17 protein-coding genes are annotated in these 19,200 nt (G+C 54.5%); 15 read left to right on the forward strand and 2 right to left on the reverse strand.

What is annotated here, in order from left to right:
* Nucleotides 1-11 precede the first annotated feature (11 nt).
* The 10 genes from hisD (at nt 12) to ACP15L_RS14150 (ending at nt 9,411) form a co-directional block, all read left to right on the forward strand.
* Entirely contained in the window at nt 12-1,343 is a 1,332-nt protein-coding gene (gene hisD, locus ACP15L_RS14105) for a histidinol dehydrogenase (protein ID WP_170667739.1), read from the forward strand.
* Nucleotides 1,340-2,392 carry an ester cyclase gene (locus ACP15L_RS14110; RefSeq protein ID WP_425084653.1) on the forward strand — a complete coding sequence of 351 codons (1,053 nt, stop codon included), beginning with the start codon at nt 1,340-1,342 and terminating at the stop codon, nt 2,390-2,392. The genes hisD and ACP15L_RS14110 overlap by 4 nt, the downstream gene beginning before the upstream one ends.
* Complete coding sequence (locus ACP15L_RS14115) at nt 2,392-3,156, forward strand: SDR family NAD(P)-dependent oxidoreductase (RefSeq protein ID WP_425084654.1); 765 nt, start codon at nt 2,392-2,394, stop codon at nt 3,154-3,156. The genes ACP15L_RS14110 and ACP15L_RS14115 overlap by 1 nt, the downstream gene beginning before the upstream one ends.
* The gene (locus tag ACP15L_RS14120) at nt 3,156-4,199 is read left to right on the forward strand and encodes a LacI family DNA-binding transcriptional regulator (protein WP_425084655.1); all 1,044 of its coding nucleotides are present in this window, start codon (nt 3,156-3,158) and stop codon (nt 4,197-4,199) included. The genes ACP15L_RS14115 and ACP15L_RS14120 overlap by 1 nt, the downstream gene beginning before the upstream one ends.
* Nucleotides 4,196-5,185, forward strand: a complete 990-nt coding sequence (locus ACP15L_RS14125) for a nuclear transport factor 2 family protein (protein WP_170380316.1) — start codon at nt 4,196-4,198, stop codon at nt 5,183-5,185. Before ACP15L_RS14120 ends, ACP15L_RS14125 begins: the two co-directional genes overlap by 4 nt.
* 148 nt (nt 5,186-5,333) lie before the next feature.
* Nucleotides 5,334-6,293: a cupin gene (locus ACP15L_RS14130; protein ID WP_170641186.1), complete on the forward strand. Its 960-nt coding sequence runs from the start codon at nt 5,334-5,336 to the stop codon at nt 6,291-6,293.
* Nucleotides 6,290-6,892 (forward strand): class I SAM-dependent methyltransferase, encoded by a 603-nt coding sequence (locus tag ACP15L_RS14135; RefSeq protein ID WP_170473918.1) that lies wholly within the window; start codon nt 6,290-6,292, stop codon nt 6,890-6,892. The genes ACP15L_RS14130 and ACP15L_RS14135 overlap by 4 nt, the downstream gene beginning before the upstream one ends.
* A 10-nt stretch (nt 6,893-6,902) precedes the next feature.
* Entirely contained in the window at nt 6,903-8,027 is a 1,125-nt protein-coding gene (locus tag ACP15L_RS14140; RefSeq protein ID WP_425084656.1) for a cobalamin-independent methionine synthase II family protein, read from the forward strand.
* Nucleotides 8,024-8,719, forward strand: a complete 696-nt coding sequence (locus tag ACP15L_RS14145) for an alpha/beta fold hydrolase (protein WP_425084657.1) — start codon at nt 8,024-8,026, stop codon at nt 8,717-8,719. Before ACP15L_RS14140 ends, ACP15L_RS14145 begins: the two co-directional genes overlap by 4 nt.
* Complete coding sequence (locus ACP15L_RS14150) at nt 8,716-9,411, forward strand: RraA family protein (protein WP_425084658.1); 696 nt, start codon at nt 8,716-8,718, stop codon at nt 9,409-9,411. The genes ACP15L_RS14145 and ACP15L_RS14150 overlap by 4 nt, the downstream gene beginning before the upstream one ends.
* A 392-nt stretch (nt 9,412-9,803) precedes the next feature.
* Here the strand turns inward: ACP15L_RS14150 and ACP15L_RS14155 are convergent, their stop codons facing one another.
* Nucleotides 9,804-10,934, reverse strand: coding sequence for a hypothetical protein (locus ACP15L_RS14155; RefSeq protein ID WP_425084659.1), 1,131 nt, complete (start codon nt 10,932-10,934; stop codon nt 9,804-9,806).
* 1,101 nt (nt 10,935-12,035) lie between these two features.
* Between ACP15L_RS14155 and ACP15L_RS14160 the strand changes: the two genes are divergently transcribed.
* The 5 genes from ACP15L_RS14160 to ACP15L_RS14180 all read left to right on the forward strand — a co-directional run bounded on the left by ACP15L_RS14160 (nt 12,036) and on the right by ACP15L_RS14180 (nt 17,973).
* Entirely contained in the window at nt 12,036-13,163 is a 1,128-nt protein-coding gene (locus ACP15L_RS14160) for a DegT/DnrJ/EryC1/StrS family aminotransferase (RefSeq protein WP_425084660.1), read from the forward strand.
* A gap of 350 nt (nt 13,164-13,513) precedes the next feature.
* Entirely contained in the window at nt 13,514-14,812 is a 1,299-nt protein-coding gene (locus ACP15L_RS14165; RefSeq protein WP_425084661.1) for a glycosyltransferase, read from the forward strand.
* Nucleotides 14,813-15,140: 328 nt separating this feature from the next.
* On the forward strand, nt 15,141-16,169 hold the full coding sequence (locus ACP15L_RS14170) for a glycosyltransferase family 2 protein (RefSeq protein WP_425084662.1): 1,029 nt from the start codon (nt 15,141-15,143) through the stop codon (nt 16,167-16,169).
* 7 nt (nt 16,170-16,176) lie between these two features.
* Complete coding sequence (locus ACP15L_RS14175) at nt 16,177-16,569, forward strand: GtrA family protein (RefSeq protein ID WP_425084663.1); 393 nt, start codon at nt 16,177-16,179, stop codon at nt 16,567-16,569.
* A gap of 9 nt (nt 16,570-16,578) precedes the next feature.
* On the forward strand, nt 16,579-17,973 hold the full coding sequence (locus ACP15L_RS14180) for a hypothetical protein (protein WP_425084664.1): 1,395 nt from the start codon (nt 16,579-16,581) through the stop codon (nt 17,971-17,973).
* Nucleotides 17,974-18,215: 242 nt separating this feature from the next.
* Here the strand turns inward: ACP15L_RS14180 and ACP15L_RS14185 are convergent, their stop codons facing one another.
* On the reverse strand, nt 18,216-19,151 hold the full coding sequence (locus ACP15L_RS14185; RefSeq protein WP_425084665.1) for a hypothetical protein: 936 nt from the start codon (nt 19,149-19,151) through the stop codon (nt 18,216-18,218).
* Nucleotides 19,152-19,200 lie beyond the last annotated feature (49 nt).

Consider the following 19,200-nt stretch of genomic DNA (forward strand, 5'->3'; position numbering starts at 1 on the left):
GGATCAGGATTATGGCAATCGAGTATCTGAAACGCGGCAAATCCGACGCTGACCGGGCCGAAGATGACGCAAAGACCCGAGCCGTGGTCGAGGCCACGCTGAAAGACATCGAAACCCGTGGTGACGCCGCCGTGCGCGAGCTGAGCGAGAAATTCGACAACTATTCCCCCGCCTCGTTCCGCCTGTCGCACGAGCAGATCGACGATCTGATCGGCCAGCTGACCGACCGCGAGCTGGACGATATCAAGTTCGCCCAAGAGCAGGTGCGCAACTTTGCACAGGCGCAGCGGGACTCGATGCTGGATATCGAGGTTGAAACCCTGCCCGGCGTCATACTGGGCCACAAGAACATCCCCGTGCAGTCGGTGGGTTGCTATGTACCCGGCGGCAAGTTCCCGATGGTGGCCTCGGCCCATATGTCGGTGGCGACAGCCAGCGTCGCGGGCGTGCCGCGCATCATCGCCTGTACACCTCCGTTTCAGGGCAAACCGAACCCGGCGGTGATTGCGGCCATGCACCTGGGCGGCGCGCATGAGATCTATGTGATGGGCGGCATTCAGGCCATCGGCGCGATGGCGCTGGGGACCGAAACCATTGATCCCGTCCACATGCTCGTTGGCCCCGGCAATGCCTTTGTGGCCGAAGCCAAGCGCCAGCTGTTTGGCCGTGTGGGCATCGACCTGTTTGCCGGCCCGACCGAGACCATGGTGATCGCCGACGAGACCGCAGCAGACGCGGAACTCTGCGCAACCGACCTGTTGGGTCAGGCTGAGCATGGCTACAACAGCCCCTGCGTGCTGCTGACCAATTCGCGTAAACTGGCCGAGGATACTCTGGCCGAGGTCGACCGCCTGCTGGGCATCCTGCCCACCGCCGACACTGCGAAAGTGTCCTGGGCCGAGTATGGCGAGGTGATCGTGTGCGACACCTATGACGAGATGCTGAAAGTTGCCGACGACATCGCATCCGAGCATGTACAGGTGATGACCGACCGCGATGACTGGTTCCTTGAGAACATGACCTGTTACGGTGCACTGTTCCTTGGCCCGCGCACCAATGTGTCGAATGGCGACAAGGTGATTGGCACCAACCACACGCTGCCGACCAAAAAGGCTGGGCGCTACACCGGCGGGCTATGGGTAGGGAAATACCTGAAAACCCACAGCTATCAGAAGGTTCTGACCGATGAAGCGGCGACGCTGATCGGTGAATATGGCTCGCGCCTGTGTATGCTGGAAGGCTTCGTGGGCCATGCCGAGCAATGCAATGTCCGCGTCCGCCGCTATGGCGGGATCAACGTCCCCTATGGCGAGGCGGCGCCGTATCGGGACGCCGCGGAATGAGTGATATCCATACGCAGCACAAATCCCTGATCGCTCCTCTCAGGGCGGCTATGTATGACTTTACGGAAACGGGTGTGCGGAAAGCGCTGGCAAATGTCAGCGCTCCGGATGCCCTGTTTCGGTTGTGCCACCCGTTCGGCGACAGCAACGGTAGCGATGCGTTTTATGACACCGCTTACAAAGGTTTGCTGGACGCATGGCCTGACTTGGAGCGGCGCGACTACATCGTCACAGCCGGGCCGGATGAACACAGCGCGGATTGGGTCGGTTGCGGCGGCTACTATACCGGTACCTTCACCGGACCGTGGCTGGATATCCCGCCGACCGGCCATCAGGTAACGATGCGGTTCCATGAATTCTACCGCTTCAGCGACGGCAAGATCGTCGAGATACAGGCGCTTTGGGACATCCCCGAGGTGATGATACAGGCCAACGCCTGGCCCATGGCCCCAAGTCTGGGGCTCGAATGGCATGTGCCGGGTCCCGCCACGCAGGATGGTCTGGTGCCGGGGCCATATGATGCCGCCAAAGGCCAGCAGACATGCCAGCACATCATCGACATGCTGGATCACCTCAAGAAACACCCCTCGGAAGGCGGGCCAGAGGTGATGGAGATGGAGAAGTTCTGGCACCCCCGCATGAACTGGTACGGCCCGGCAGGTATCGGCACCGGGCGCGGCTATGCTGGGTTTCGCAATTGGCACCAGATTCCGTTTCTAAACGGGATGCCGGATCGCGGGAAGTATGTGGATGACATCACCTATCACTTCTTCGGCGATGGCGAATATGCCGCCGTCACCGGCTGGCCGAACATGATCCAGACGGTAACCCATGACGGCTGGATGGGTATTGCGCCCTCGGGCCAGCGGATCACCATGCGCAGCCTTGATTTCTGGCGGCTCGAGAATGGCCTGATCCGCGAAAACTGGGTTCTGGTCGATCTTCTGGACGCTTATCGCCAACTGGGAGTTGACGTGTTCGCCCGTCTGCGGGAATTCAACAAGGCCCGGAATATGGGCCGAATTGAAATACCGGATGGAATGAGCTGATGACTGAACTGCCCCGCACCCCCTCGTTTTCGCTGAGCGGTAAAACCGCGCTGGTTACCGGTGCCTCCTCGGGTATCGGTCAGGGCTGCGCCGTGGCGCTGGCCGAAGCCGGGGCGCATGTGGTTTGTGCGGCGCGCGGGGCAGATCGACTGGCCGAGACCGTCGCCGCACTGCAGGCGCAGGGCTGGTCGGCTGAGGCTGCTGTGGTGGATCAGGGAGACTTGCAGGCGCTGAAACAGTTGTTCGAAGGCCGCGCCTTTGACGTGGTGGTCAATTCCGCCGGAACCGCTCGCCACGGCCCGGCAATCGACACCACGCCCGAGGATTTCGACGCAGTGACCGATATCAACCTGCGCTCGGCCTATTTCCTGTCTTCTTATGCAGCAAAGGCGCTACTGGCGGCGGGTCGGCCGGGATCAATCATCCATATCTCAAGCCAGATGGGCCATGTTGGCGGCGTTGACCGAGCGCTGTATTGCGCCACGAAACACGGGCTTGAGGGCATGGTCAAAGCGATGGCTATCGAATGGGGCAAACAGCGCATCCGCATCAACACGGTCTGCCCGACCTTCATCCGCACGCCGCTGACACAATCCACCTTCGACAACCCCGAACGGGCCGCGTGGATCATGGACAAGATCAAACTCGACCGCGTGGGCGAGGTTGAAGACATCATGGGCGCGGTCACCTATCTGGCCTCGGACGCCTCAGCTTTGGTGACCGGCACCTCGATGCTGATTGACGGCGGGTGGACGGCGGACTGATGGCTGAAAAGGTCACATCCCTTCAGGTTGCGCAACTGGCCGGTGTCAGCCAATCGGCAGTTAGCCGGGTGTTCACGCCCGGTGCCTCGGTCAGCAAAAAAACCGAAGACAAAGTGCGCAAGGCGGCCGCCGAACTCGGGTACAGACCCAATGTTCTGGCCCGCGCCATGGTGTCGGGCAAAAGCCGGATCATTGGTCTGGTGGTGGGGTATCTCGAGAATTACTTCTACCCCGAGGCGTTAGAAAAGCTCTCCAACGCGCTGCAGGAACAGGGCTATCACGTGCTGATTTTCATGGCCTCACGCTCGGCCGGGAATATTGACGACGTGATGGACGAGATTCTGGATTATCAGGTTGACGGGGTTATTCTGGCCTCGGTTCCGATGTCGTCGGATATTGCCACGCGCTGCCAGCAGGCCGGTGTTCCGGTTGTATTGTTCAACCGTACGCAAGATCTAGACGGGATCACTACGGTGGCCTCGGACAACTATGCGGGGGGCCGCAAAGTGGCCGAGTTTCTACTGGCCGGAGGGCATAAGCGGATTGCCTATATCGCGGGCTGGCAGGGAGCCTCGACCCAGCGCGACCGCGAGGCCGGGTTCCGCGCGGCATTGGCCGAAGGCGGGCAGGATGTGTTCGCCCATGACGTCGGAGATTTCCACACCGAAAACGCGCGCGCCGCCGCCCGCCGGATGTTTGACGTTGCCCCCGGTAAACGGCCAGACGCAGTGTTTGTGGCCAATGATCACATGGCTTTAGCCGTGATGGACGTGATCCGCTTCGAATTGGGCCTGCGCGTGCCCGAGGATGTCTCGGTCATCGGCTATGACGATGTGCCGCCCGCCGGGTGGCCTGCCTATAACCTGACGACCATCCGCCAGCGCGCAAATCTGATGGTGGCTGAAACCGTCACCGCATTGCTTGACCATATCGACACCCCGGCCACGGCCGAACCGCGCAAAGTGGCCATTGACGGGCCGCTGATCGTGCGGACCTCGGCGCGTTTGCCGAAGGGGTGGAAACCACAAAGGACTGAGACATGAAGGGCTTTGATCCGAAATTCCGGGACTTCCCGGATTACATCATCGGGATCACCAAAGAGATCTGGGAGGATCGCGGCATCGCCACGCTGCACGACTATTACAGCAAGGATATCGTCGTGCGCTCGCCCGGGTCGGTGGTGCTGGGCAACCAGAACGTCATCGGCGCGACCATGGCGACGCTGGCCGAGTTTCCCGACCGTCAATTGCTTGGCGAGGATGTTATCTGGTCCGGTACGCCGGAAGAGGGGATGCTGAGTTCGCACCGGATCATCTCGACCGCAACACATTTGGCCGAGGGAGTTTATGGAAAAGCGACCGGAACCAAATTGCGCTATCGGATTCTCGCCGACTGCCACGCCATCGACAATCAGATCAACGACGAATGGCTGATCCGCGATCAGGGGGCGATCGTGCGTCAGATGGGTTGGGACCCCAAGGAATACGCCGCCGATTTAATTGCGCGCGAAGGTGGACCTGAGAACTGCGTCAAACCGCTGACACCCAAGATCGACCAGCCCGGCCCCTACAAGGGCACCGGCAACGACAATGAATGGGGGCAGCGTTACGCCGATATCCTGACCCGGATCATGAATGCCGATATGGGCGCAATCGAAACCGAATATGATCGCGCTGTTCAGTCCGAATATGTAGGCGGGATCACCGGTCACGGCTGGGACTCGGTGGATCGGTTCTGGATGGGCTTGCGCGCCAGCTTTCCGAACGCCGAGTTCAAGATCGAACACCAGATTGGCCGCGACGACCCGAACATGCCCCCTCGCGCCGCGATCCGCTGGAGCCTATGGGGCAAGCATGATGGCTGGGGTGTCTTTGGCGCGCCAACCGGTGCGCAGGTCTATGTTCTGGGCATCAGCCACGGCGAGTTCGGCGAGTTGATCAGCGGCCAGCCGCAGCTGCGCCGGGAATATACCCTGTTCGACGAGACCTCGGTCTGGAAACAGATCCTGCTACAAGACCAGGAGGGCTGAGTGGCTGCGATGGGCCTCTCCCTGAACGCCAGTCAGGCGGCGCGGCGCTTTCACACGCATCGCGCCTCGCTGCGCGCTCGGCGTTTGAATAATCGACCTCCCGGGGGACGGGATTGATCCCATCACCCCCATTTTCAAGGAGACCATCATGAGCACAATCCAACAACGCATCGTCCGCTACGGCGAGCTGCAGCCCTGCAAAACCGCCTTTATCGACGCCCATACGCCGGGCAGTGACCAGAAAGAGAACTTCACCATTATCGGCGGCGGCGTCTCGGAATCGCCCGACCAGCACGTCCACATCACCGACAAGATCGGCTTTAACATCGGCGCTGCGGGCCAGCCTCCAAAATGCCGGAACTCTCTGCACAGCCACACCACGGCCGAAGTGTTCTTTGTCGCCAAGGGCCGCTGGCGGTTCTTCTGGGGTCGCTATGGCACTGCGGGTGAGTTCATTGCCGAAGAAGGCGACATCTTCAACATTCCAACCGGCATTTTTCGCGGGTTCGAAAATGTCGGTCAGGATTATGGGATGATCATGTCGATCCTCGGCGGTGACGATGCCGGGGGTGGCGTGACATGGGCACCGCAAGTCATTCAGGACGCGCAGGCCCACGGGCTGATGCTGGGTGACAATGGCGTTCTGTATGACAGCAAGAAAGGCCAAGAGCTGCCCCACAACGTGCGCCCGATGCCGCTGCTGACCGAGGAACAGTTGAAAGACTACCCCGAGGTGCCGGTCGAGGATGTGGTGGGCAAATACGTTGCCCGCTACTGGGATCTGATGGCATTGTCGGCCAATAAACCAGCGCCGGTGATTGGCGAAAACGCTCTGATCAAAGATAAACCGGGGTTCGAGGTCGACTTCCTCGGGCGCGGGTCGAGTGTCAATGATCCGATTGTCGCTGAAAAGCCAGTTGTTCTAATGCCCGCCAGCGGTCACTGGCGCATCTCGATTGATGGATATGAGACCACTCTGTCAAATGGAGACACTGCCTTGGTTCTGCCAGGGGAACGCTATAGCGTTGAACCGTCGATGACCGGACAGGCAGGTCTGTACCGGATTACAGCGACCGATGACCCGGCAGGAGCCACCTGGACAGGATGACCGCAGATCCAAACGACACGCATGCCATTTATGAACGGCAGGCGACCGACTATGACAAGCGCCGTTCAAAGGCCTTGTTCGAAGCGCGCTGGCTGGCGCGCTTCACTGCCAGCCTGAAGCCAGGCGATCGCGTTCTGGATTTAGGTTGCGGGACAGGCGATCCCATTGCGCGGTGGTTCAAGGCCGAAGGGTTTGACGTCACGGGTGTCGATTTTTCCGAAGCGATGCTGACTATTGCCCGAACCCGATGGCCCGATGGCGATTGGCGTCATGGCGATATGCGCGATTTCGAACTGGATCAGACCTTCGATGGCATCATCGCCTGGAACAGCTTTTTCCATCTGACAGCGGACGAGCAAACGGATTGTATCGCCCGTATGTCCCGTCATTTGCGGCCCTGTGGAATGCTGATGCTGACCGTCGGTCCCCGCGCAGGAGAGGACAGTGGTACCGTTGGATCGGAACGCGTCTATCACGCCTCGCTGTCTCCGGCAGGCTATGCTGTTTGCCTTGAAGAGAACGGGCTGCAATTGACCGGGTTTCTGGCCGAAGACCCTGAAACCCAAAGCCACACAATCCTGATGGCTCACAAAATCTGAGGAGGCCCCGATGACCGTAAAGACCACGCATGTTGGATCCCTGCCCCGCTCGCAGGACGTGGTGGATTACATCTTCGCCCGTGAAAACGGCAAGCCCTATGATGCCGCAGGTTTTGATGCATGCATGACCAAAGCGGTCTCCGAGACGGTGCGCAAACAGGTCGAAGCCGGGGTGGATATCGTCAGCGATGGCGAGACCTCAAAGATTTCCTACGCCACCTACGTCAAGGACCGCTATACCGGGTTTTCCGGTGACAGCCCGCGCAATGCACCTGCGGATCTGAAGATGTTTCCCAGCTTTTTGCAGCGCCTGGCTGATGATGGCGGCACCCCGAAATATGCGCGACCCATGTGTACAGGCGAGGTGCGTTCAAAAGGGCAAGGCGAGTTGCAAAAGGACATCGCCAACCTCAAGTCGGCGATGTCCCAGCACGGGATCGACCGAGGCTTCATGAACGCGGCGTCGCCGGGGGTGATTTCGCTGTTTCTGCAGAATGACCACTACCCAACACGCGAAGCGTATCTGGCCGCGCTGGCCGATGCGATGAAAGAAGAATACGAAACCATCGTGGCCGCCGGTCTGGACCTGCAACTGGATTGCCCCGATCTGGCCCTTTCGCGCCATATGTTGTTCACCGATCTGTCGGACGACGCGTTCGTAAAGATCGCCAATATGCATGTCGAGGCGCTGAATCATGCTCTGCAGAACGTCCCGCAAGACCGTGTGCGCGTGCATATCTGTTGGGGCAATTACGAGGGCCCGCATTGCTGTGACATCGCAATGGAGAAGGTGTTCTCCACTCTGATGGCGACCAAATCGCGCTATGTGCTGTTTGAAACTTCGAACCCGCGACACGCTCATGAATGGACTGTGTTCCGCGACCGGAAAGATGAGATACCCGATGACAAGGTACTGGTGCCCGGCGTTGTCGACACGACCACGAACTTCATCGAACACCCCGAGCTTGTGGCGCAGCGCATCGACCGGTTCTCGGGCATCGTTGGGGCGGATCGGGTGATTGCAGGCAGCGATTGCGGTTTTGGTACCTTTGCGGGCTTCGGAGCGGTTGATCCGCAGATCGCCTATGCCAAATTGGCGGCGCTATCGGCAGGGGCAAAGCTGGCTGCGTCATGACGCCTTTGATCTTGTTGCCCGGCATGATGTGCGACGCGCGCCTTTTTGGTCCGCAGATCGACGCGCTGTCAAACAGAGTGCCGTTGATGAGCTTCCCGCTATGCCAGCAAGACAGCGTCGAGGCCATGGCCGCCGAGATTCTGAAAAATGCCCCTCCCCGCTTCGCTTTGGCGGGGCTGTCTATGGGCGGAATTGTTGCGATGGAAGTGCTGCGTCAAGCCCCGGCCCGGGTGGAACGGCTGGCTTTGCTGGATACCAATCCGCTGGCAGAGGCGTCCGAGGTCAAAGCCCGCCGTGCACCGCAGATGGCCACCGTGCGCGAGGGGCGCTTGCGGCAGGTTATGCGCGATGAGATGAAACCCAACTATCTGGCGGACGGTCCACGACAGGGCGCTATTTTGGATCTTTGCATGGCTATGGCCACGGATCTGGGGCCGGACGTCTTTCTACGTCAGTCGCAAGCGCTGATGGATCGCATCGACCAACGCGCGACCCTGTCGGCCTATACCGGCAAAACGCTGGTTCTGTGCGGGCGTGCCGACGGTCTTTGCCCTGTCGAACACCACCAACTTATGCACGATCTTCTGCCAAACAGCGTGCTGACGATCATTGAAGACGCAGGGCACCTGCCCACACTGGAACAACCACAAGAAACCACGGCGGCCCTGATCCGCTGGCTGGAGGACTCATGACCCCATCGCTTCTGTCTCTGCTTCGCAAGGTCGACACGCCCACCGTATGCAACGCCATCGAGGTGGCACAGGGCAAACGAGGATTTGATCAGTTCACCCGGGGCACCATGCAGTGCTCTGCTCCCGATGAGCCAGCAATTGTCGGCTATGCCCGCACCGCCAAAATCGCCGCCATTCACCCGCCAACCGAGCCAGCAGATGTGATCCGGGCGCGACGCATGGCCTACTACAAGTATATGGCCGAAGCCCCGGAGCCATCTGTGGCCGTGATTGAGGATGTAGACTACCCGGACTGTATCGGCGCCTATTGGGGTGAGATCAACACATCGGTCCACAAAGGGTTCGGTATGTCGGGGGTCCTCACCAATGGCGTGATGCGCGATCTTGGTGACTTACCCGAAGGATTTCCCGTTGTCGCCGGTTCGGTCGGCCCGAGCCATGGCTTCGTCCACATACGCGAGATTGATACGCCGGTTTCCGTGTTCGGCCTGACTATAAGCCCAGGTGATTTGGTACACGCTGACCGTCACGGAGCACTGGTGATACCAGAGGATATCATCGTGCAACTGGAAGCGGCGATCCAGAAACTGCTGGTGACAGAGCGTATCGTCTTGGATGCTGCACGCCAATCTGGGTTTGATTTTGAAACCTTTGAAACCGCATGGGCCGAGTTCGAAAAGGCAAGGGTTTGATTGCTGCAAACGAGTGACAGACCTCGCCCGAATAGTAGGCTACAGAGCTCAAGTCTCTGGAATGACATCACAAGTCCAAGTCTGACCTTCACATCTTGGTCGGTGCATGACAAAGGCAGCCTTATTGTAACGTTGCCAGAAACCAGGATTGACGGAGCATAACCGTTCGTCAGATGGCGCCTTAGAACCGGCCAGATTCAAAACCGTGTTGACTGAACAGCCAGTCCACTCTTTCTTTTAGGGATGATTGGGTTCCAAAACTAACAACACGACCAACTTGAGCAGCGGTAATGCAGAGATTGCGTAGACATCGTTAGGCCGTCACGAAGTCCAACGCTAAGTCCACAAAAAAGTAACTACCGCTGCAACCCGTATTTCAACGCAAATCCCCATCACAGAACAACCAACAGGGCATGAACGAAATTAAAGGCAAAGCCTTCAATTGGTTCAGGCGCGATCTGGTTGATCCCGATCAATAAGCAAAAACACAAAACCAAAGCATAGGGCAACTTGTGCATTGGAAGTTTCAAGCCATCCCGGGTCTCTGCAAGGATCAAAAGTAAAAAGGTCATTACAAATACCTGCATCGACAACCAACGGCTCCAGTCAGTGGCGATCGGATAAAGCAGAAATGGAGTGCAAGCACTCAACAGAAACAGACTCCATTCAAAGCCGCCACTTAACACCCGGGTCGCTGCCCACAAACAAGGCAACATTAACAGTATAGTCATCAACACTACGACAGGAACATTCACACGATCCAACACTATGATCTTGACCGCCGAGGTCGTACCTCCAAATCCGTCTACAAGCCATGGAAATATCCCGCCGCACAACCGGTCCGACAGCCCGGCGGCCAACAGACGCGAGCACATAGCGTCGGTATCCGGAACGCTGACATAAACTGTGGAGAACACGGCTGCTGTCAGCGAGATTATGCATAGGCATGCAATCGGACCAAACGACGCTTGTTTTCCGTGACGCAAATAAAACGCTACGCTCAATCCCGGAGCCAAGACTAAATTTCCTTCATGAAAAAAGACAGATACGCCATAGAGAATTAGGGCGGTCATAGTTCCGATAAAGCCGCTACTTCTGGCAAATAGCAATGGAAGGAACGCGGCTAAACCAATCAGCTCTTTGCGATACGCAGACGTAGTATCGTTGACCCAGAATAATACGAGTGCAGGGCTGACCAAAAGGATCACAACCACATCCGGCATTTTTAGTGAAAGACCTTTGCAGAAAAGGATAACAATTATCAGAATTGTCAAAGCCGCTTGTACCAGGCTTACCAACACCAAGGGACTGACATTCGACAATTCGGAAAGTTTCAGAAAGAACTCACCCGAAATGCCCCGTCGAACGATACCACTTGAGAAGTTCACCAACCAATCCGCGTGCTGAAACTCGCCCCCACCTGCTTTGGTCAAGTAAATCAGGCGCCGCAACAATAGCGCTATCGACACAAGAAAAACAAATGAAACAAGCAACACGTTAAAGCGCCTTGACCCAAACAGCATGTATTCCCACCCTTAATGATCAAATTTGTTCAAACATATTGTTGGTTAGGATGCTAAGCTGCGTTCAAGATGTTCTCAAGCAGGCGCCGAGTAGTCGTTGGAAAACGTATTGGTTCTGAAAAAATTCGGGAAATGTATTGAACAACTTTCACCGCGAAAAATTTGCGCGATTGCATCGGATTTGCGAGGTTCTGCTGACAGAGGCCAAGATAAGTCTAGGTTTCGGGTTAGATCGAAAAATTGAAGAGTTGCAATAGTTGTTCAAGCTTAAGGAGACCTTCAGTTGCTCCGACTCAAGCAAACAAGGCATCCAAGTCCCTGCTATCACTCTGAGTTTGGTTCAGTGGGGCGAAGGGTCACTAATCGAACTTTCGGTCTTAATTGAATATCGAGCTGTTGCTGGATTTCGACAACGCAACTAACTGGTATGCAACTCACGTGCATCGCGGGTTCACCCAGAAGGTCCTTCCATTTCACCTCGGGGGATGCAGTCACTTTTGGGACTATCGATCCTTGCCCCCGCGCATAGAAGTATATCCCAATCTAGCGATGCCTAAAATTTCGTCGCACAAGACAGATCTTTAGTCGGTAGCTTGCTTGATTGAATGCATCCGCATCAGCAAAGTTACATCTTAGAAATTTGATGAATTGTTTTTCCTTGCTCGGAAGCTTCAGCCCAATCTGGGTTTCAGAACGCCCGCTCTCAAACTGCTATGGAACCTTGCCAGAACATGTACCCGTTCTGGCCACTCTGCTTGGCAATTCAACAGAATTTTGTTTTTATCCAGCTTTTTTGGGATATCCACAAAACGGAGCGGGCGGTTCCTTGAGCTTTGTTGAGCAGGATAGCGTTGTTATCCAAATCATGGCAATCTATGCCGCAGTTATCTCCGAACCCATCACTTTGGAGTGTCAACAAGACCGAAAATGTATCGCGAAATCCACAGGAAGACGCGCACTTTCATAATCTATAAGCATTTTTCATTTGTGTAGCCGATTGAAGCGTGAGTGGTGAAGTTCTCGACATACTAGTGACTAAATTGCGTATAAATATGACAAGAATCGCCAACCCCGTAAGCTGTCAGTTTTTGTGTTTGAGGAATGCTTGATTTGGAAAACCGTCGTCCGACCTTTGTCACTCGGCCTGGCCTTCCGGAAATAGGTGATGTCCTGCCCTACCTTGAACGGATATGGTCCTCTCGTGTTCTCACAAACGGCGGTCCACTGGCGCAAGAACTCACAGTGGCACTACAAGACTATCTGGGTGTCGCGCATCTAAGTCTTGTTTCGAACTGTACCAGTGGCTGTATCGCGGCTTTGCGCGGCCTCAAGGTAAAAGGCCAGGTTATCACGTCTCCTTTTTCTTTTGTCGCAACAGCAAACTCGATTGTACTTGCGGGTGCAGAGCCGGTTTTTGCGGACATTGATCCGGTAAGCCTTAACCTTGATCCGGAACAAGTGGAAAGGCATCTAACCTCGGACACTGCCGCTATTATGCCTGTACACAGCTTCGGGAATCCCTGCGACCATGCCGCACTTGAAGAGATTGCCAACCGCCGAGGTATTCCGCTAATCTATGACGCTGCACACGCATTTGGAGTGAAGTCGAATGGTCAGAGTTTAACAAATCTGGGAACTTGCTCGGTTGTTAGCTTTCATGCCACCAAAGTATTCAATACCTTCGAAGGCGGCGCCGTCATCACGCACGACGAACAGTCAAAGGCAGCCGTGGAGCGCTTGATCAATCACGGTATAGAACATGAAACCTCAGTGCCAGAGATTGGTTTAAACGGCAAGATGAGCGAACTCCACGCAGCAGTTGGCTTGGCGCAACTGCCTTATGTGGATGAAATCATCAATCAACGGATGATGATTGCAAATAAATATTCTGCTCGGCTTAGTGGCACACAGGGAGTACATTTGGTTCAGCCGTCGCCGGACGTGCGGTATAACTATTACATGTTTCCTATACTTCTTGATACAACTTACCCGCTGTCCCGCGACGAACTTTGCGCGACAATGGAGGCGGAAGGGATTTTTCCTCGGCGCTACTTTTTTCCTTTGGTTTCCGATTTACCTTCTTTTCAACATCATTCTTCAGCTGAGCCGTCGAATCTTCCGGAAGCCCGGAGAGTTGCGAATAGCATTGTCTGCCTGCCGATTTATCCTGACCTCCCATCGGTTGTTCAGGACAGGATCATAGAGATAGTTTTAAGTCCAACGCGCTGATGTGGATTATCCTCCGGTCGCAACGAACAAATCGTGCCTTAGACAGCGCCCAAGTTCAGACGCCGCCGAACCAACTTTCACAGGCTGATGTACGCAGGCCTGTGAATCCTCCTTAAGCAATCTATCTGTTCGATATTCAAACAGATTGAGTAACTCTTCGAAGGCTCATGTTGGCTGGCAACACAAAGACCTCTGGGTCATTTGGCCGCCCGCGGAAAGTTAAGGTTTACAGCGACCCAAACCTGCCACGCTTCGCATGTGTGGCGCTCAGAATGTGGGCTAAGGTTATTCGATCCGTGCTTGGTCAGAGCAATCGAGTTCGCCATACCTGCACAAGAAAACTAGAATATTTGGATAAGCCCATTGAATTTCAGGTTGGCGAACTTCCGGATCATGGCTACGTTACACGCCGTCATGACTTCTACAATCCTTTGGAAAATTTTTTGATCGAGCGCGGCCTGTCTAATGAACTTATTCTAATACCGGTGTTGAAGGCTCATAGAGGACCCAACGGCGGATTGGTTCTAACGCAAAAGTATCTGGATGGCGCGGTTGAATATGCCAAACACTGGGATGGCCCCGTAACCACGCTTGCCGAAGTTTCTCAGACTCCCTCAACAGATATGGACCATGTTGAGGTGCAGGCAGATTGCGATGCGCAACACCGGATTGAGGAACAGCCAAAAACACTTGATACCTTGATCTCTCGCCTTCAAAACGCAGGGGCTGTGGTAGGATTTCTTGATCCCAGTCAGGGGGCGATGACGCGGCAGTGTTTTCAACTCGGGGTTCCGGTCATTCACGTGTGCGAATACACCCTGAAAACTGAATTTCAGATCATCGATGCATCGCCGGTCAACCCACTCATTAAGTTGCGCAGGAAAATCTGGATTCGGAACGCGGAGCGAACACGCAGAGCCTTGCTTGGCTCGCTGGCCGGACTGCAGTGCAATGGTGTACCAGTCTTCGAAGCGTATAAACCTGAGCGCCCCGACGCGTTCCTTTTTTTTGACAATCGCGTCAGAAAAGCCGATGTGGCGAGCGACCAGGACCTGGAAAGAAGGGCGGCAAGATTGAAAAAAGGCGAACGTCTCCGTCTTTTGTTCGGCGGTCGTTTTGTCCCAATGAAAGGGACGCGCTATCTTCCCCTCGTTGCGCATGAGCTTGTAAAAAAATGTGTCGACTTTCAATTTGATATCTACGGATCTGGACCGGAGCGAGGTCAACTGGTTGACGCGATTCGAAAACTTAAACTTGAAGATCGGGTAACGGTTCACCCACCCGTCGATTTCATGTCAGAATGGGTTCCTCTTCTGAAAAATGCGCCGGACTTATTCGTCAGCTGTCACCCACAAGGTGACCCGTCGAGCACCTACTCAGAAGTGATGTCGTGCGGCTTACCAATAGTTGGCTTTGATAACGAAGCATTTAAGGGAATTGTAGCGCATTCCCGTAGCGGATTCTTAACACCTTTGGGCGATACAGAAAAGTTGGCAGACCAAATTGCTAAACTTGATCAGCACCGTGAAGTATTGACCCAAGCTGCTCGCCGAGGTCGCGATTTCATGCGAAGCCACTGTTTCGAAGAGACTTTTGCGCGGCGCACGGCGCATTTTTCTAAAGCTGCAGAAACTAGGCGGCGCAATTAGAGTTGCTCATTCCTGGTAAAAAATCCTCATTTCTTGGACATCCAACAATTGCTTAACTACACGGGTGAAACAAGGAAAGTATGCCTTGTCACATGGAATCATCGCGTCCTCTTTTTGGGCTATAAGGCCGAAGCACAGACTGTTGAACCTGCCATGAAACTAGCCATGCTGCCGTAATTGAGGTAGACGTAAGGGGAAGTTTCGGTATCTGAAGGCACGTTCAGTCGAATATTTCCTTAACTGCAACAATTGGCGTAGAGAGACTTTTTTGTTACTCGAACCTGAGGAGATCCCCCTTTTTGGTTTTATCTTCTTAACTTAGAAGAAATTGCCGACTATTCTGATCACTGAAATTTTAACGTTCGCTATAGTTGGTGTTATGGTTCAAATTGATGTCCCAAAGCTGAATGCAACGGAAACTGAACCTTCGCTGACAAGCGTTGCCGTCCTTGTACCATGCTACAACGAAGAAGCTTCAATCGGTATTGTCGTACGCGATTTCAAAGCCGTGCTCCCGAACGCAACGGTATATGTTTACGATAACAATTCGAACGATCGCACTGTTGAGGTAGCCACAGAAGCCGGTGCTGTGGTGCGCAGCGAAACCCAACAGGGCAAAGGACATGTCATGAGGCGAATGTTCGCCGATGTTGATGCCGATTGCTATGTGCTGGTCGATGGCGACAACACTTACGAAGCAGCCGCGGCCCCGCGTCTGGTAAATATGCTGCTAGCACAGAATCTTGATATGGTAACTGGATGTCGTGTTACGAATATTGAGGAAGCTTACCGGCCCGGGCATAGGTTCGGCAATTGGGCATTGACCGGTTTGGTGCGGTGGATTTTCGGAGACCGCACCCGTGATATGCTCTCTGGGTATCGCGTTTTTTCGCGCCGATTTGTTAAAAGCTTCCCAGCTTTGTCACGAGGTTTTGAGATCGAAACCGAACTTACAGTGCACGCACTGGAGTTGCGCATGCCTATCGCGGATGAGGAAACGGCTTATATCGACCGGTTACCCGGATCCGAAAGCAAACTCAGCACATTTCGAGACGGCTTCCGCATCTTGCGGCTTATCCTCACTTTAATAAAGGAAGAGCGCCCGATGCCTTTTTTTTCGGCAATCGCCGCCTCCCTGCTGGTACTTTCGTTGGCGCTTGGATACCCAATTATCGCTGAGTTTATCGAAACCGGGCTTGTGCCACGTTTTCCCACGGCAATTCTGGCCGCAACCATCGCCGTTATTTCCGTCCTGTCGTTCTTTGCTGGCTTGATCCTGGACACCGTTACGCTTGGGCGGCGTGAAATGAAGCGGCTACACTACCTTTCGGTACCAATCAGAAACCACTGTGAGTGACTAGTGGATGCCAAGTTATACTAGTTTCTTTCGGTTCTGTGTCGTTGGCACAATCGGGTTCATTACTGATGCCACTGTGCTTGCTTTGTTGCTGGAAAACGGTGTTTCTCACTATGTCGCCCGGATACTCTCTTTCCCGGTAGCTGTCTTTGCCACATGGTGGCTAAACCGCGTTTGGACCTTCAGCACTGCGAACCGTACCAGGACTGGTCGACAAATTGTGCGCTACTTTACGGTTCAAATCCTAGGAGCGATTGTAAACTTAATGACTTACCTGTTGGTTTTGCTGTTTATCGAAAAAACAGTCGTCAACGCATTATTCGCGCTTTCGGTCGGTTCGGCAGCGGGGCTTGTCGTCAACTATCTTGGCGCCCGACGCCTCGTATTCCTGACCAACTGAGGCCGCGTCATGACACGTTCGTCATTTACCTTCTCTGTAGCCTTGTTTGTGTTCGGATGGGCTCTTTACCTGGCGATCTTATTTCCTGGCTTTTTGAGCGTGGACTCAGTTGTCCAACTACTTGAGGCCCGTAGTGGGGAAATCGGCGATTGGCACTCGCCTTTCATGACTTTGCTTTTCGGAGTGGTGGATCAGTTCTTTCCGGGACCAGTCGGCATGCTTATCCTGCAAATCACCTTGCTGTGGGGCGGGTTGATGCTGTTTTGGTACGCGGCGTTGGTTCCATTTGCCCCACGGCTTGGGGCAGTCTTGCTTTTTTTGTTAATGTTTTACCCGCCAGTTCTGGGTATCAACGGAGCAATCTGGAAAGACATTCTAATGGCGGGCATGCTCACTGTGTTGAGCGGTGCCCTTGCAGGTGTTTATTCAGGCCGTTTGCCTCAAGGGCCAATGATTGCACTTGTTTTAGTGACCGCGTTTGTGGCGCTTCTGGCCCGTGTGAATGCAGTCTTCTGCTTGACACCTCTGTTGTCGCTTCTAGCGATCTGCATCATCCGTCCGCACCGTGTCGTTGGGTTTACAGGCTCTATATGCCTGGGCGCCGGGCTGGCCCTGAGCATTGCGCTTGGGTCGATGAGTATTAATGGCCAAATTGCCGATCGCTCGGAAAACCCAATGTTGTCGGTAGCCCTTTTTGATGTAAGCGGCACAATCGCCTATCTGCCAGATGGAGAACGGCGAACCCGTTTGCACTCTAAATTACCAACTCCACTCACCGAAGGGCTTACACCTCAGAACCTGAGCGAAAGCTATTCACCGCGCGATTGGCAATCTGTTTTTTACGGGGATCAACCCGGATTAAATGCACTGAATCAATCCCAAGACACTCATGTCCCGACCGATACATTTGGTGCTTTGGACCCGGAACAACAATCCGAGATACTTGCCTCCTGGCGCCATGCCATCACTACCGAACCGAAGGCCTATCTAAGTCACCGCCTCGCTGCATTTGATTGGGTGTTGGCGTTCCGAAAAACACTTTGGCAACCGGTCTTATTTGATCCCGCAAACTATTCCGAAGAAATGCAACAGATTGTACCACCTATTTCAGAACAGACATCGCTGCAAAAAGAGTTGGCTTTGCTCTTCAACAAGCTGGCCTATTACCCGCCATACAAACCTTGGCTATGTCTGGCAGCGGCGATGACCTTGCTCGTCATTTTGTTGTTCAAACCAGCTGGCCATGGGCTGGAGATAGCCCTTTTACTCGCCGTTCCTGCACATTTGTTCGGTTTGTTTTTGTTGGCGCCGACACCGGACTTTCGCTATTCGCACATTATATTTTTGTTCACTGGGTTAGCCTTCAGCAGGGCAATATGTATCCTTTTTAAACCCCGTACCTGAAGTAACCTTTTGAAGGCAACGGTCGAAGTGGCCGTTCGCAGACAGGAAGGTTTTTTGGCAACCATCCTATCGTTTCTAAAACTGGCACCAGACAGCATTCAGCCCTAGTGATCTGGTACGTGAACCAGTACACGCTGCAAATTCACTAGGCTGCATTTTACTACGATCAGAGAACCCAGCCCACAGTAAAGCAACCCACAAACTGGGGTTGGGAATGTGGTCAGATTCGTTCGATATCGTCCTCAGGATCCTATGTAGGGAGTGACAACTTCAAAAACATGAGATGCGATTTCGTCATAGTTGTCCATGAATACCCCGTTGACGTCCAAGCCGGAAACATCAGGCCTAGGGGCCGTTTCTTCAAAGATAGTCGAATACACGATCATCGCTGCCAGCAGATGCAAAGTGTCATGCCCATGAGGGGCATCGTCTGCGAACCAGTCATCGGCTGAAAGCGTTGACGCAGGCGTGTTTTCCATCACGGATACCATTGTACGCGCGACAGGAATGAGTTTGATACGTGATGCCGCATCAGGAACGTTTTCCCTCACCCGCTTGACCAAGTTGTCGAACCATCCTGTATAGTTGAATTGGGTCGTCGTTCTTTCACGCCAAGCGGCAAAATCGCGCGACGATCCTGCACCTGTTGCCTCATCAAACAGTTTGCCCCCATCCGACCAACCCTCGTAGATCCAGTAATTCGGCTGACCAGACGTGTTTTCTTCGTGAGAGGAGACGACAACAGTAAACATCCCTGCCCAAACAGTAGACTGCCCTTCCGCAACTCTCCAGGGAATAGGGCCACCAACACTCGGATCGGGGTCAGGGCCTTGTGACGTGTAAGCAGGTGGCCCGGAAAAGTTATCCGTCACCATAAAGATATCCGTGACATTTGCCCGATCTACCGCAGGCCACGAATTTCCAGCTCCGGTGGATGGAACACCAAACCGTGTCCAGTTTTGGTCCCAGTTTGGCGCTGCAGGCGGCTGAACGCCATAGCTTCCCTGTGCCGCAAAAAACTGCTCGCCGTTTGCCTCGGTCAGCAGTTTCATCATGGGAGGGATACGATCGTACAGGCTGTTCATGTATGCACCCGTGGCGCGCCTTTGCTGTACTTCGCCGTTTGCATCAGTGGGTAAAGAAGAAAAGGCCATCAAAGAAACAAGGGCTGCACTCAAAAATCGCACTGCTTAAACTCCATGTCGGTTGGTTGTCTGTCAGAGAGAA

Origin of the sequence: Ruegeria profundi, assembly GCF_049800715.1 — a bacterium.
GTDB lineage: Bacteria > Pseudomonadota > Alphaproteobacteria > Rhodobacterales > Rhodobacteraceae > Ruegeria > Ruegeria profundi_A.

Excerpts from the sequence above, each read along its gene's own strand:
- ACP15L_RS14130 (WP_170641186.1), top strand. The coding sequence starts at position 5,334 with ATGAGCACAATCCAACAACGCATCGTCCGCTACGGCGAGCTGCAGCCC.
- ACP15L_RS14180 (WP_425084664.1), top strand. The coding sequence starts at position 16,579 with ATGACACGTTCGTCATTTACCTTCTCTGTAGCCTTGTTTGTGTTCGGA.
- ACP15L_RS14145 (WP_425084657.1), top strand. The coding sequence starts at position 8,024 with ATGACGCCTTTGATCTTGTTGCCCGGCATGATGTGCGACGCGCGCCTT.
- ACP15L_RS14115 (WP_425084654.1), top strand. The coding sequence starts at position 2,392 with ATGACTGAACTGCCCCGCACCCCCTCGTTTTCGCTGAGCGGTAAAACC.
- ACP15L_RS14110 (WP_425084653.1), top strand. The coding sequence starts at position 1,340 with ATGAGTGATATCCATACGCAGCACAAATCCCTGATCGCTCCTCTCAGG.
- ACP15L_RS14135 (WP_170473918.1), top strand. The coding sequence starts at position 6,290 with ATGACCGCAGATCCAAACGACACGCATGCCATTTATGAACGGCAGGCG.
- ACP15L_RS14140 (WP_425084656.1), top strand. The coding sequence starts at position 6,903 with ATGACCGTAAAGACCACGCATGTTGGATCCCTGCCCCGCTCGCAGGAC.
- ACP15L_RS14160 (WP_425084660.1), top strand. The coding sequence starts at position 12,036 with ATGCTTGATTTGGAAAACCGTCGTCCGACCTTTGTCACTCGGCCTGGC.
- ACP15L_RS14120 (WP_425084655.1), top strand. The coding sequence starts at position 3,156 with ATGGCTGAAAAGGTCACATCCCTTCAGGTTGCGCAACTGGCCGGTGTC.
- ACP15L_RS14175 (WP_425084663.1), top strand. The coding sequence starts at position 16,177 with ATGCCAAGTTATACTAGTTTCTTTCGGTTCTGTGTCGTTGGCACAATC.
- ACP15L_RS14150 (WP_425084658.1), top strand. The coding sequence starts at position 8,716 with ATGACCCCATCGCTTCTGTCTCTGCTTCGCAAGGTCGACACGCCCACC.
- hisD (WP_170667739.1), top strand. The coding sequence starts at position 12 with ATGGCAATCGAGTATCTGAAACGCGGCAAATCCGACGCTGACCGGGCC.
- ACP15L_RS14125 (WP_170380316.1), top strand. The coding sequence starts at position 4,196 with ATGAAGGGCTTTGATCCGAAATTCCGGGACTTCCCGGATTACATCATC.
- ACP15L_RS14155 (WP_425084659.1), bottom strand. The coding sequence starts at position 10,934 with ATGCTGTTTGGGTCAAGGCGCTTTAACGTGTTGCTTGTTTCATTTGTT.